The sequence below is a fragment of the Roseovarius spongiae genome, assembly GCF_003651245.1.
GTDB lineage: Bacteria > Pseudomonadota > Alphaproteobacteria > Rhodobacterales > Rhodobacteraceae > Roseovarius > Roseovarius spongiae.
Genome location: NZ_RAPE01000003.1, coordinates 197174 through 209638 on the forward strand (window position 1 = coordinate 197174; position 12465 = coordinate 209638).

General features: G+C 68.5%; 12 protein-coding genes. 2 read left to right on the top strand and 10 right to left on the bottom strand.

Features of this window, described 5'->3' with window-relative positions; all coding sequences use genetic code 11:
- Nucleotides 1-219 precede the first annotated feature (219 nt).
- Complete coding sequence (locus D6850_RS12225) at nucleotides 220-1239, top strand: Fe(3+) ABC transporter substrate-binding protein (protein ID WP_121167314.1); 1020 nt, start codon at nucleotides 220-222, stop codon at nucleotides 1237-1239.
- 411 nt (nucleotides 1240-1650) lie between these two features.
- Here the strand turns inward: D6850_RS12225 and tig are convergent, their stop codons facing one another.
- From tig to D6850_RS12260, 7 genes are all read right to left on the bottom strand, one after another.
- A complete protein-coding gene (gene tig, locus D6850_RS12230) occupies nucleotides 1651-2982 on the bottom strand; it encodes a trigger factor (RefSeq protein WP_121167316.1) in 1332 nt (443 codons plus the stop codon).
- Nucleotides 2983-3110: 128 nt separating this feature from the next.
- Entirely contained in the window at nucleotides 3111-3593 is a 483-nt protein-coding gene (locus D6850_RS12235) for a flavodoxin family protein (RefSeq protein WP_121167318.1), read from the bottom strand.
- Nucleotides 3594-3632: 39 nt separating this feature from the next.
- Nucleotides 3633-6263 (bottom strand): AAA family ATPase, encoded by a 2631-nt coding sequence (locus D6850_RS12240; protein ID WP_121167320.1) that lies wholly within the window; start codon nucleotides 6261-6263, stop codon nucleotides 3633-3635.
- Nucleotides 6260-7399, bottom strand: coding sequence for a metallophosphoesterase family protein (locus D6850_RS12245; protein ID WP_121167322.1), 1140 nt, complete (start codon nucleotides 7397-7399; stop codon nucleotides 6260-6262). The genes D6850_RS12240 and D6850_RS12245 overlap by 4 nt, the downstream gene beginning before the upstream one ends.
- 94 nt (nucleotides 7400-7493) lie before the next feature.
- Complete coding sequence (locus D6850_RS12250; protein WP_121167324.1) at nucleotides 7494-8201, bottom strand: RNA polymerase sigma factor; 708 nt, start codon at nucleotides 8199-8201, stop codon at nucleotides 7494-7496.
- A gap of 2 nt (nucleotides 8202-8203) precedes the next feature.
- Nucleotides 8204-8719 carry a plastocyanin/azurin family copper-binding protein gene (locus tag D6850_RS12255; RefSeq protein WP_245964173.1) on the bottom strand — a complete coding sequence of 172 codons (516 nt, stop codon included), beginning with the start codon at nucleotides 8717-8719 and terminating at the stop codon, nucleotides 8204-8206.
- 1 nt (nucleotide 8720) lies between these two features.
- Entirely contained in the window at nucleotides 8721-9149 is a 429-nt protein-coding gene (locus D6850_RS12260) for a DUF5602 domain-containing protein (protein WP_206019257.1), read from the bottom strand.
- A 150-nt stretch (nucleotides 9150-9299) separates the two neighbouring features.
- Between D6850_RS12260 and nhaA the strand changes: the two genes are divergently transcribed.
- A complete protein-coding gene (gene nhaA, locus D6850_RS12265; protein WP_166434061.1) occupies nucleotides 9300-11114 on the top strand; it encodes a Na+/H+ antiporter NhaA in 1815 nt (604 codons plus the stop codon).
- A gap of 18 nt (nucleotides 11115-11132) precedes the next feature.
- Here nhaA and D6850_RS12270 read toward each other — a convergent pair whose 3' ends face one another.
- The 3 genes from D6850_RS12270 to D6850_RS12280 all read right to left on the bottom strand — a co-directional run bounded on the left by D6850_RS12270 (nucleotide 11133) and on the right by D6850_RS12280 (nucleotide 12463).
- Nucleotides 11133-11594 carry a group III truncated hemoglobin gene (locus D6850_RS12270; protein ID WP_121167328.1) on the bottom strand — a complete coding sequence of 154 codons (462 nt, stop codon included), beginning with the start codon at nucleotides 11592-11594 and terminating at the stop codon, nucleotides 11133-11135.
- A 38-nt stretch (nucleotides 11595-11632) separates the two neighbouring features.
- Nucleotides 11633-11974 carry a carboxymuconolactone decarboxylase family protein gene (locus D6850_RS12275; RefSeq protein WP_121167330.1) on the bottom strand — a complete coding sequence of 114 codons (342 nt, stop codon included), beginning with the start codon at nucleotides 11972-11974 and terminating at the stop codon, nucleotides 11633-11635.
- A gap of 105 nt (nucleotides 11975-12079) precedes the next feature.
- Complete coding sequence (locus D6850_RS12280; protein WP_121167332.1) at nucleotides 12080-12463, bottom strand: DUF6522 family protein; 384 nt, start codon at nucleotides 12461-12463, stop codon at nucleotides 12080-12082.
- Between the last annotated feature and the right edge of the window lie 2 nt (nucleotides 12464-12465).

Consider the following 12465-nt stretch of genomic DNA (forward strand, 5'->3'; position numbering starts at 1 on the left):
GGCGCATCCTCCTTCTGCGCGCCCTTGCCGGGGCGCGGCCCTTCCCTGCGCGCAAGCATGGTGGCAGGCGGATCGGAGCGCAAGTTTTACGCTGCGTTTGCAAGCCGCGGGGCCGCGAATCCGGGCGCTTCGCACGGCGTCATCTTTCGACTTGACTAATTTAGTCAGAATATTCACGAATGCCCGAGTAATTCACTCGGACTAACAGAGGACCCTCACATGCTCCGCATCACCACCCGGATCGCCTCCGTGCTGTCGCTGACCGCGATCGCCGCAGGCGCCATGGCGCAGGACGTCAACGTCTATTCATCGCGCCACTACGACACCGACGACGCGCTCTACGAGGAATTCACCAAGGAAACCGGCATCACCGTCAACCGCGTCGAAGGCAAGGCGGACGAACTCATCGCGCGGCTCAAGGCCGAGGGCAAGAACAGCCCCGCGGACGTGTTCATCACCGTCGATATCGGCCGCATGGGCCGCGCCGAGCAGGCCGGCGTGATCCAGCCCTTCGATTCGGAGGTGATCGAGAACGCCGTGCCCGAACATCTGCGCCACCCCGACGACCTCTGGTTCGGCGTCAGCCAGCGCGCGCGCATCATCTTCTACGCCAAGGACCGCGTCGAAAACCCGCCGCGCACCTACGAGGCCCTGACCGACCCCGAATGGAAGGGCCGGATCTGCATCCGCTCCTCCAGCAACGTCTACAACCAGTCGCTGCTCGCCTCGATCATCGAGGCCGACGGCGAAGAGGCCGCCCGCGACTGGGCGCAGAGCATCGTCGACAACATGGCGCGCGAACCGCAGGGCGGCGACACCGACCAGCTGCGCGGCCTCGTGTCGGGCGAATGCGACATCGCCGTGGCGAACCACTATTACTTCCTGCGCGGCTTCGACAAGGACGTCGAGGGGCTGACGTCGGGGATGGACAATCTCGGCTGGGTCTGGCCGAACCAGTCTGACCGGGGGGCGCATCTGAACCTCACCGCTGCCGCCATGACCAAGGGCGCCCCGCATCCGGACGCGGCCAAGGCGCTGCTGGAATTCCTCGTCAGCGACTTCGCGCAGCAGCACTTCGCCAGCCAGAACAACGAATATCCCGCCGTGCCGGGCGTCGGCCTCGACGCCAACACCGCGCGGCTGGGCTTCTTCGTGCCCGATACGTCAACGCCCACCGCGGCCTTCTCGACCAATGCGGCCAAGGCGCAGGAGATCTTCAACGAGGTCGGCTGGAAGTAAACGCCGCACAGGCGCGCGCAGACAGCGAGAATGACCCGGTGCGCAACGCGTGCCGGGTTTTTTTGCATTCACGGATGGGCTGCATCCTGGAAGGCCCGAACCGTCGCTTTGCGGACCGGAGTCGCCGTTCGATAAATCCCTGCGCTTGCGCTACCGTCTTGCATGATCGAGGCGAAAACAGGGGGCGGCACATGGCCTTGAAGGCGATTGGCGCCGGGTTCGGACGCACGGGCAGGCGCACGCGACATGAACGGGGACGGAATGGCCACGGATTCCCCACATGCCGATTTCTTCGACAAAGAGTAGCATTCGGCGTCGTTATCGCTGTCGGTCCCGGTATCGGACGACAAATAAGGGGGCCCGCCGAGGCCCCCTTATCCGCTTCTCCAAGGCATCAGCCAGCCCCGGCGATTACTCGTCGTCGAGCGCCTCGACCGCCTTTTGCAGCTCGTCCTTGGTGACCTCCTTCTCGGTCACGTCGGCCAGCTCGACCACATAGTCGACGACCTTTTCCTCGAAGATCGGCGCGCGCAGCTGCTGTTGCATCTGCTGGTTCTGCTGCACGAACTCGAAGAACTGGCGTTCCTGGCCCGGATACTGGCGGGCCTGCTCCATGATCGCCTGCGTCATCTCCTGGTCGCTGACCTGCACCTCGGCCTTCTGGCCCAGATCGGCGAGCAGCAGGCCAAGACGCACGCGGCGCGCGGCCAGCTTCTCGTGCTCCTCGGTCGGCTCCACCTCGGGGTGATCGTGGCCTTCCACGTCCGGGTTGTCGTCATGCCAAAGCTGGTGCGCGATCTGCTTCGCCTCGCCCTCGACCATCGACGGGGGCAGGTCGAAATCGACCATCTCATCGAGCTTGTCGAGAAGCGCGCGCTTCATCACCGCGCGGGCCGCCCCGGCGTACTCCACTTCGAGCCGCTCGCGGATCTGGCCCTTGAGACCGTCGAGATCCTCGGCGCCGAACTTCTTGGCCAGTTCGTCGTCGATCTCCGCGGGTTTCGGCGCTTTCACGGCCTTGATCGTGCAACTGAACACCGCTTCCTTACCAGCCAGATGTTCGGCCTGGTAATCCTCGGGGAAATTGACGGTGACGTCCTTTTCCTCGCCCTCCTTGACGCCGACAAGCTGCTCCTCGAAGCCGGGGATGAAGCTGTCCGAGCCGAGCACCAGCGGATAATCCTCGGCCGATCCGCCCTCGAACGCCTCGCCATCGACGCGGCCGACAAAATCCATCGTCACCTGATCGCCGTCCTTGGCCTTGGAGCCCTTTTTGCGGTCCTCGAAGTTCTGCGCGTTCTCGGCGAGGCTCGCCAGCGCCTCGTCCACCGCCCCATCGTCGGGGACGACCTTCATCCGTTCGAGCTTGATCGATTTCAGGTCCGGTTCCGGGATGTCGGGGAGCTTCTCGTAGGACATCTCGACCTCGACGTCGTCGCCCTCCTTCCAGTCCTCGTTGGTCATCTTGACCGCCGGTTCACCCGCCGGGCGGTCGCCGCTCTCGGCGAAATGCGCCTTCATGGCGTCGTCCACGGCCTCCTGCATGGCCTCGCCCAGCACGCGCTGGCCAAAGTTCTTCTTCAGCAGCGCCAGCGGCACCTTGCCCTTGCGAAAGCCCTTCATTTCGACCTCGGGCTGGGCCTCTTTCAGCTTGTCCATGACCTTGTCGTCCAGCTCCTGCGCGGTCAGCAGCATGGTGTAGGCGCGTTTCAGCCCTTCGTTCTGTGTCTCGGTGACCTGCATCGTTCGTCCTTGTCCATTGCATTCGGGCCGCGGAGGCGTCCGCAGCGGTCAAAATCAGGGGTCTTCTATGGGTGCGGCGGTGCAGGCGCAAGCGGAGTCTTCGCCCGGCCCGCGCGACCCGGCGCGGTTCAGAACGCGCCCATTTCCAGCCCCGCGCCCAGCGCCTGCCCGATTTCGCGGCATTTTCCGAGCTCGGCCTCGGGGATCACCTTTTCAGCCAGGATTTCCTCGGGCGATTGCGCATGGGTGCAGACGATCAGCGCCTCCTGCACCTCGCGCAGCCGCCACCCCTGGGCGATCCGTGCGGTCTGGCGCGCGGCGTTGGAGCCGTCCGATCCGGCGCAGACCATCTGCGCGTAGGGCCGCCCCTCGATCCTGCCCAGCACGGGATAGTAGCAGCGGTCGAAGAAATCCTTCATTACGCCCGAGATCGCCGCGAGGTTCTCGGGCGCGCAGAAGATGTAGCCGGCAGCCTCCAGAAGGTCGTCCGGCCCGGCCTCCGCGGCGGGTTTCAGCACCGTTTCGATCTCGGCGCGGGCGGCCGCGGCCGCGGCCTCGGCCATCTGGCGGCTGCCGCCGGTGCGGGTGTGATAGACGATCAACAGGGTCATGCGCGCGATGCTACCGCGCGCGGCGCCGCGGCGCCACCGTCAGCCCTCGGCCCGCGCATCGGCGGGCCGGAAGACGACCTGCGGCGCGCCGAGTTCGCGGAACGCCCGCTGGCGGCAGGACAGCACGATGATCTGCAAATCCCCCGCCGCGCCGTGCAGCGCGTCGAACAGCCGCTCGATCCGGTCGTCGTCGGAATAGACCAGCGCATCATCGAGGATCAGCGGCGCGTGGCGCCCCGCTTTCGCCAGCAGTCGCGCGAAGGCCAGCCGCACGAGGAACGCGATCTGCTCCTGCGTGCCGCCGGAGAGGGTGTCGATCGGCTCGGACTCGCCCTTGCGGATCATGCCGCTGGGCAGCAGCGTGTCGTCGGACCAGACCAGTTCGGCGTCGTCCCACAACTCCTCGAGCAGGGGGCGCAATTCGCGCGCGATGGGCGCGTAATAGCGGTCGCGCGCGGCGGATTGGGCCGCTTCCAGCGCGGCGTCGAGCCGGCGCAGCACCTCGACCTCGAAACTCACGCGCTCCAGCCGCTCGCGGGCCGCGCCAAGCCGCAGCCGCACATCCTCGAGCGCCTCTTCCACGCCCTCCTCGGCGCGGGCCCGGATCAGCGCGCGCAGCTCGGCCAGGCGCAGCTGCGCCGCCTGCGCGCGGGTCTCGGCCTCGCGGATCACGCTGCGGATGCGCTTGAGCCGGGCCTCAGCCGCCGCGACATTGGGCGCGCCTTCCTGCCGTTCGCGGTGCAGCGCCTCCGCCGCCTCGGCCGCCGCGCGCAATCGGTCCAGCCGCTCGGCCAGCGCCGCGTCCTCCCGTTCGGGCAAATCGCGCATCGCCTGCCGGGCGCGGTCCAGCCGCTCTTTCGCCGCCGTCGCGGTGCTGCGCGCGGCGGTCGCGGCGTCCTTGGCCGCATCGCGCCGCGTGCGCCGCTCGGCTTCGGCCGCGCGCGCGGAGCTAAGCGCGCCGCTCGCGTCCTGCGCCGCCTTTTGGGCCGCGACGGCATCGGGCAGCGCCGCGTCTTCGACATCGCTTGGCGCGGGCAGCCGGGCGAGGTCATTGCGCAAGGCCTGCACCCCCTCGGGCGCCAGCGTGTCGCGCGCCTGCGCCGCGAGATGGGCCGTGCGCAGCGCCTCGGCGCGCGCCCGCGCGGCGGCGCGCAGGGCGTCGAGGTCATCGAACCCCGCGACCTCGAGCGCACGGGCAAGCGCCGTTTCGGCCTCCGGCGCCGGGTCCGCGGCGCCCTCCCGCCCCGGCGTGACGGTCAGCGCGCCGATGCCGGGCAGATCGAACCTGGCGCGCCCGGTCACCACCTGCGCGGCCCCCTCGGCAACCGGCGCGCCGTCAAGCCGCACCTCCGGCGCGCCGGGAAGGTAGCTCACGGCCACCTGCGGCGCGGCCGCGTCCCGCACCGCGCGCGCCGTGTCCACCGCGCGGGCCAGCTTCTCGATCCCGTCGACCGCGTCCTTGTCGGGGCCGCGCCCGGCCTCGGCCAGCGCGCTGGCGGCGCGGCGGTCCGCGTCCTCGGCCTTGGCCAGCATGTCGGCCATCTTGCGCCGCTGCTCCGCCGCCGCGCGGGCCGCGTCGCGCCGTGTCACGCGCTGGAGCGTGGCGCGGGCGCGCGCCTCCTCGGCGTCCGCCGTCTTCAGCGTCTCCTGCGCGGCCTGCCAGGCGGTTTCGGCCTCGGCCAGCCGCTTGGCCGCCGTTTCCGCCTGCTCCGCCGCGTCCCTTGCCATCCCGCCAGCCTCGGCCAACTCGTCCCGCAGCGCCCGCGCCGCCTCCGCCTCGGCGCGCGCCGCGCTTTCGGTCTGGCGGGCAAGCGCCGCCTCCGTCGCGGCCTGTGAGACCAATGAGGCGTGCCGTTCGGCGTCCCTGAACGCGGCCTCCGCTTCGGCAAGGTCGCGGGCGCGCGCTGCCCGCGTTTCGTCGTCCTCGAGTTCCGCCAGTTGCGCGCGCAGGCGGCGCCGCTCCTCCAGCGCCTCGTGAAGTTCATCCGCCTGCCGGGCAAGATGCGCCTCGTCCTTTTCCAGCGCCTCCACCTGCGCCTGCGCCTGCGCCCACGCGCCGCCGGCCTTCGGCCTGCCGCTTGCCGTCTGAAGCTGGCCAAGCTCGGCGGCGCAGGCGTCGCGCGCGGCGTCCATCGTCTTGCCCCCGGTGAGATCGTCCATCGCGCCGGTGATGAGCGTCAGCAGGTTGCGCCGCTCTTCATGCTCCTGCCCCTTCTCGTCGCCCCTGGCGTATTTGCCGTCCACCGACAGCGACACCCGGCCCTGCCGCACCCACAACAGCCCCGATGGCCCGGTCCCGTCGCCGCGCACGATGCTTGAGAGCCAATGCTCCGCATCGTCCCCCTGGTGGCGCAGCCGGCCGTCCTTCCAGACGCGCGCCTCGCCGCCCGCGCCGCGCTGCCATTGCTTGCGCACGCGCCAACTCTCGCCGTCGATCTCGAGCTCGACCGTGACCGCCACCTTGCCGCCCGACCAGGGCTGGAGCGAGGACACCTCGGCGGGCCAGCCGGAATACTTGACGTAAAAGAGCGCGTGCAGCGCGTCGAACAGCGTCGACTTGCCGCTTTCATTGGGCTGGCAGAGCAAGGTGATGCCGTCATTGAACGGCCCCGCCGTCACCGGCTCGGTAAAGCGGCGCACGTTGTCGAGCGTGACGGAGCGGATCCTCATGCCCCACCCCCCGCGACCAATGAGTGCAGCCGCCGCAGCGCCGCCGCCGCGACCTGGCGTTCGCGTTCGGACAGCTCCGCCGCTTCGGCGTCGCCCGCCAGCATGTCGGCCGCCTGCCGCAAGGCGCCGGTCGGCGCGATCTCGTCGAGGTCGGAGGTTTCGAGATCGAGGGCGAGCCCCGCCGTGGAGAACGCGAAATGGCAGAATTCCGGCCCGATCTCCGCCTCCAGCGCGCTCAGGCCGGACGCATCGGAAAGCCGCGCGCGCCCGGTCACGTCCAGCCGCACAAGCGTGTCGCGCCGCGGCGTTTGCGGCAGCGCCGCGGCGACGGCGGCGCGCGGATCGTCGCCGGGAAGCAGCGCGACCGACAGCGGCGCCCAGTGGAACGCGCCCGTCTCGACCGGCGTGACCTCGGGCGCGGCGCCAGGCGCGTCGATGCTCACGACAAGGCAACCGCCGCGCCCCGCGTGGCGGAAATCGGTGTATTCGGGCGCGCCGGAATACCACACCCTGTCGGAGACCTTCATCTGCCTGTGCCAGTCCCCGAGCCCGAGGTAATCCAGCCCCGCCAGCCGGTCCCGGTCCGGCGCGATCACGCCGGGGCGGGCGTCGTCCTCGCCAAAGCCGGTGATCGGCCCGTGGGCGAGCCCGATGCGGATCGCCTCATCCGTGCCGGTCCCGATCACCGCCGAGGGGTCCGAGGAGGGATGCCGCGTCAGCAAGGGCGCGGGCAGCAGCACCGCGCCGGGTTGAAGCTCGACCGGGTCGGGCGAGGTCAGCACGCGGATCGAATCATGGCCCAGCGCGGTTACCTCTTCCCACGTGGCCTGAGCTTCGCGCAGGTTGTCATGGTTGCCGGGCAGCAGCCACCAGGTGACGTCGCGCGCCTCGGCCATGCTCGCGATTCCCTGCCGCAGCGTGGCCGGCGAGGGCGTGGGCACGTCGAACACATCGCCCGCGACCAGGATATGCGCCGCGTCATGGTCACGCGCCGCGCGGGCGAGGCGGGCGATGGACTGGTGGCGCGCCTCGGTCAGCCGCGCCCCGTCGGCATAGGGGCCGAACCCCTTGCCGAGATGCAGATCCGAGCAGTGGATGAAGCGAATGGCGCGCACGCGGAACCTCCCAACGAACATGATCGCACCCGTCCGGGTGAAACGGGTGCGACCATGACTTAGGACGTTTCCGGGGAAACTTGAATCGCCGATTTCAACGCAAGGCGCCGCGCCCTCAGCCGTCGCGACGTTCCGCGAGCGCCTGCACGACGCGATCCGCCATGTTGTCGCAACGCGCGCCGTCGAACGGGAATATTCCCGAGAATTCGTCAGCCATGCTCTTGCGCAGCGCGGTCCGCAACAGGCGGCGGGCGCGGAACAGCCGAGTCTTGACCGTGACGACATTGATCCCGAGAAGCATCGCCACCTCGCGCGTCGTCATCTCCTGCACGTCGCGCATGATGTAGGTCAGCCGGAACGGTTCGGGCAGCGCGTCGATCGACGCCTCCAGCACCTTGCGCACCTCGGCGCGCTCGAGTTCGGTTTCCGGGTTCATGGGTGGGGTCGTCATCGAGGCATATTCACCTCCCTCCTGCATATCCTGCATGCCTTCACGGTATTCGGCCAGGTCGACGACATGTTTCCGGCGCCGCAACCGACCGTAGGATTCGTTCATCACGATCCGGGTCAGCCAGGTCGAGAAGGCCGCGTCGCCGCGAAAGCCGTCCAGCTTGGTAAAGGCGTTGACATAGGCGGCCTGCACCGCGTCCTCGGCCTCGGCGTCGCTGTTTAGGATGCCGCGCGCAACCCGAAAGAGCCGCTGGTTGTTGCGCCGCACCAGCACGCGCACGGCGTCGTCGTTGCCCCCCCGCGCCAGGTTGACCAGTTCGGCCTCGCCCAGCTCATCGCAGGATTTGCGGATCGGAATCGGAGCAGTCTGCATGGTCAACCCTCCTTGCGCACGCTGCCTTGTTTCAGGATCTCCGCGATCGGCGGAAACCCGTCGAGGATCACCTGGTCAAGCCCGTCCTCGGGATAGCCGGTGAAATCCGTCTGGCCCGGATCGGCCACGATGATCCGCCCGACCATGCCCGACAGTTCGTGCGGGATGCAGTAGTAATCATACACGCCCGGCACGTCCAACGTCACCTCGAAGGTCTCCCCCGGCAACAGGTAGTCGCTGTCGAACGGCTCGGCCCCGTCGGGAATCCGGCGCGGGTGGTCGTAGATCTCCGGCGCATAGGCGGTGGCGGTGTGCGAATTGCTCTTGTCCTCGTTGGTCCAGCGGACCGTCTGGCCGGGACGGATCAGCAGGCCGTAAGGATCGAACCAGACCTTCGATCCGTCGGGCCGTCCGCCCATCCCGATCTCGACCACGGAGTCGCTCAGCGCAAACCCCGGCGAGAGGGTGAGAGCGGCGGCGAGCCCGCCGCTCCCCCACATGAATGCACGGCGTCGCATGTTATTCGGCGACGCGCGCTTCGTCGGCGACCGGCACATGCCAGAGCACGATATGTTCATGCGGCTCCGCAACGCCGGGGTGGCCGGCGTTGAAATAAATGTCGACGTGATCGACGTCGCCCCCCGGCGCGGCGAGGTTGTCAAAGCTGGTGTCGGCGTTCATGGCCTTGATCGGGATCATGTAGGTGGTGCTGACCAGCTTGCCGTCGTGGTCATAGGCCAGGAACGGCCCCGCCGGAAGCGTTTCGGGATCGACAAAGAGCTGCCCCATGCCGGGCAGGAAATCCGGCAGCTTCACCAGGTCGCTCACCTTCTGGTAGGGGGCGTCGGGCGGGGCGGTCGCCACGGAATCGTCCGCGCCTGCCGCGAGCGCAGGCGCGGCGGCAAACGACAGCGACAGGGCCGCCAGAGTGCTGATGAGACGGGTCATTGCATGTTCCTTTCGTCGTGTTTCATCATATCGAGGACAGGCCGTTTCCGGCGCGTCTGCCCTGTTGGATGTGGCGCGGCGCAAAAGGTTCCCGGACTTTTTCGAAAAATCGTCTATCTGTCCGGTAACGCCAGAAGAGACTGCGCAGCCATGTCCCACGCAAACATCCGAAGTTTCGACCCCGACCGCGATTTCTACCTCGGAGAGCCGGATTGCCGGCGCGCGGTCGTGCTCTATGGCGATTACACCTCGAACGCCTGCCGCCGCCTGCGCGACATCCTGCGCCGCATCGCCGACCGGCAGGACGGCAAGGTGGTCTATATCTACCGCCAGTTCTTCGACCCTGGAAACGCGGATGCGGACCGCGCGGCGCGCGCCGCCATCGCCGCGGGCCGGCAGGGCATGTTCTGGGACATGCACCAGGTCCTCTTCGGCAGGGGCCAGGGCTTTGGCGCCGAGGATATCGAAACCCTCGCCCAAGAGGTCGGGCTCGATCTTTCGAAGTTCAGGCGTGACATGCGCTCGGACGCGGTCGGGCGTCACCTCGCCCGCGACCGCGAATTCGCCAAGGCGATGAACGTCACCCGCACGCCGGCGCTCTTCATCGAGGGTGAGCCATATTTCGGCGCGTGGGACGAACTGTCGATCATGGACGCGGTCGAACGCCCTTTCGGATTCCGCGTCGAGATGGCGAGCCAGCGGTTCTTCGGCTGGGCGGCCTCGGGCGGGCTGCTGCTCGTGCTGGCGACGCTGGCGGCGCTCATCGTGGCCAATTCGGGCTTGCATGGCGTCTATGAACGGCTGCGCCTGACCACCTTTGCGCTCGAACTCGGCGACGGCCGGTTCGGCCTGACGGTCGAGCAGTGGATCAACGACTGCCTGATGACGATCTTCTTCCTGATCGTCGGGATCGAGATCAAGCGCGAGGTGGTTTCGGGCGAACTGTCCGACCTGTCGAGCGCGATGCTGCCGATCATCGGCGCCCTGGGCGGCATGGCTGCGCCGGCGCTGATCTATGCCGCGTTCAACTTCGGCGGCGCGGGCGCGCATGGCTGGGGCGTGCCGATGGCCACCGACATCGCCTTCACGCTGGGGCTGATGGCGCTGCTCGGGCGGCGCGTGCCCAATTCGCTCAAGGTGTTCGTCGCCGCGCTGGCGATCGCCGACGACCTCGGGGCGATCGTGGTGATCGCCATGTTCTACGGTCACGGGCTGAACGTCGCGCCGATGCTCGGGGCGCTCGCTTGCATCGCGCTGATGGCGTTGATGGGGCGCGCGCGGGTCTATGCGCTCGCGCCCTATCTCGTCCTCGGGATCGTGCTGTGGGCCTTCACCCACGCCTCGGGCATACATGCGACGATGGCGGGCGTGGTGACCGCGATGCTGATCCCCGCACGCCGCCCCGCCAAGGTCGAGGAGGTGGCGGCGCAGGCCACGGTGATCGCCGACGCGGTCGAACCCGACGACGAACCCCGTCGCGAGAACATCGCGGAATACGCGGTCCTTGCGCTGGAAAACGCGATCAACCGGCTGCGCGAGCCGGGCCACCACCTGCAACACGCGCTGGAGAACTGGACCAACTTCCTGATTCTGCCGCTGTTCGCGTTCTTCAACACGGGCATCCTGCTGGCGGGGTCGCATTTCTCGCCGCTGGCGCCCGAAAGCGTCGGGGTGATCCTCGGGCTGCTGATCGGCAAGCCGCTCGGCATCGTCGGCGCCTGCTGGCTCGCGGTGCGGCTTGGATGGGCGCAATTGTCCTCCGAGATCAACTGGCGCCAGTTCATCGGCGCCGGCTGCCTCGCCGGGGTCGGGTTCACCATGTCGATCTTCATCGCCAGCGCCGCGTTCGAGGGTCCGCAGCTCGCGTCGGTCAAGCTGGCGGTGCTGTTGGGCTCCGTCACCTCCGCGATCGTCGGGGCGTCGCTCCTGGCCCACGCCGGCGCGGCTACGACAAGGCGCGCCTGAGCCGCCCCGCCCGGTCGCTCAGCGCAGCGAGGGCACTCCGGCGGGGTTTCTCTCGAACATCGCCATGCGCAGGCTTTGCGCGATCCTCTCGGCGCGGGACATCAGGTATTGCGCCGCCTCGGGGGTGCGGGCGGTTTCGTCAAGCGTCGCCTTGAACAGCGACAGCCAGCGCCCGAAATCGTCGGGCTCCACGCCTTGCAGACGCTGATGCACGACGACCGGCTTGCCGGCGTACGTTCCCGCGTTCAGCGCGACGGACGCCCAGAATCGTTTCATCCGGTCAAGATGCGGGCCCCAATCCTCGCCGATCTCGGCCTCGAAGATCGGACCCAGCCGCGCGTCCGCGCGAATGCGCGCGTAGAACTCATCGACCATGAGCGACAGGTAGTCCTCGTCGATGCCCATGATGCGGGCGGCTTCCCTGATCTGCGCGCGCTTCTTCTCGGCGAAGGAGGCTTCGATTGCGAAAGGTGCGGTCATTTACGGCCATCCTCTGAAAATGTGCGACACGGCGCGGGTCAGTCGCGCGCCGCCTTCTTCTCGGTTTCCTCGAGCGCGAGGACCGAATGCGCATAGGCCCCGCCCGCGCGCATCTCCGAGGCGACCCAGATCGCCTCCATGATCTCGGCCTCGCTCGCGTCGTGGCGCAGCGCGGCCTTGGTGTGGCCCTTGATGCAATAGGGGCATTGCGTGACATGGGCGACCGCGACGGCGATCAACTGCTTGGTCTTCACGTCAAGCGCGCCCTCGGCGAAGACCGCCTTGCTGAAGGCCTCGAACGCAGCGCTCGTCTCGGGGGTCGCCTCCTTGCGGCGCTTGGCCAACGCGGCGGTATTGGTGGGGAAAAGCGGGTCTGTCATGGTCTTTCCTTTCCGGGAATTCATTGCATGGCCGTGCAACGGGCGGGCCTTGCCCGGCCCCTTGCAAACGGGTTGAAAGCATATCCTCTTCCGCGCGCGCCCCGCTCATTCCGGTGCGTCAGGGCCGCGCGCGACCGGGTCGCTCGCCGGGAACGTGTCGTCCGGCGGCACGTCGCGCATCGCGCCGGGCCTTCCCCGCGCCGGCGCGGCCTTCGCCGGATGCTCCGACCTGGACGGTTGCGCGACATCCGCCCCGGTGCAGGACAGCACCGCCCCCGAGGCGTCGGCGGTGATCCGCGCGCGCCGCGTAGCGGAGAAGAAGGTCAGCCGCACACGCCCCTCATCCTCGCCCTCGCCCCGCTCCAACCGGCTGGTGACGGCGCCTTCGCGCATCCTCTCGCGAAGCTCCTGCGGCGCGAGCTTGAGCGCCCTCGCGACGATCTCGGCGTCGATCTGGACCCGGTCGGGGCCGATTTCGATCTGTGACATGC

What these genes read in the sequence shown, in the direction of transcription:
- D6850_RS12225 (WP_121167314.1), top strand. Translation starts at nt 220, where the DNA reads ATGCTCCGCATCACCACCCGGATCGCCTCCGTGCTGTCGCTGACCGCG.
- tig (WP_121167316.1), bottom strand. Translation starts at nt 2,982, where the DNA reads ATGCAGGTCACCGAGACACAGAACGAAGGGCTGAAACGCGCCTACACC.
- D6850_RS12235 (WP_121167318.1), bottom strand. Translation starts at nt 3,593, where the DNA reads ATGACCCTGTTGATCGTCTATCACACCCGCACCGGCGGCAGCCGCCAG.
- D6850_RS12240 (WP_121167320.1), bottom strand. Translation starts at nt 6,263, where the DNA reads ATGAGGATCCGCTCCGTCACGCTCGACAACGTGCGCCGCTTTACCGAG.
- D6850_RS12245 (WP_121167322.1), bottom strand. Translation starts at nt 7,399, where the DNA reads ATGTTCGTTGGGAGGTTCCGCGTGCGCGCCATTCGCTTCATCCACTGC.
- D6850_RS12250 (WP_121167324.1), bottom strand. Translation starts at nt 8,201, where the DNA reads ATGCAGACTGCTCCGATTCCGATCCGCAAATCCTGCGATGAGCTGGGC.
- D6850_RS12255 (WP_245964173.1), bottom strand. Translation starts at nt 8,719, where the DNA reads ATGCGACGCCGTGCATTCATGTGGGGGAGCGGCGGGCTCGCCGCCGCT.
- D6850_RS12260 (WP_206019257.1), bottom strand. Translation starts at nt 9,149, where the DNA reads ATGACCCGTCTCATCAGCACTCTGGCGGCCCTGTCGCTGTCGTTTGCC.
- nhaA (WP_166434061.1), top strand. Translation starts at nt 9,300, where the DNA reads ATGTCCCACGCAAACATCCGAAGTTTCGACCCCGACCGCGATTTCTAC.
- D6850_RS12270 (WP_121167328.1), bottom strand. Translation starts at nt 11,594, where the DNA reads ATGACCGCACCTTTCGCAATCGAAGCCTCCTTCGCCGAGAAGAAGCGC.
- D6850_RS12275 (WP_121167330.1), bottom strand. Translation starts at nt 11,974, where the DNA reads ATGACAGACCCGCTTTTCCCCACCAATACCGCCGCGTTGGCCAAGCGC.
- D6850_RS12280 (WP_121167332.1), bottom strand. Translation starts at nt 12,463, where the DNA reads ATGTCACAGATCGAAATCGGCCCCGACCGGGTCCAGATCGACGCCGAG.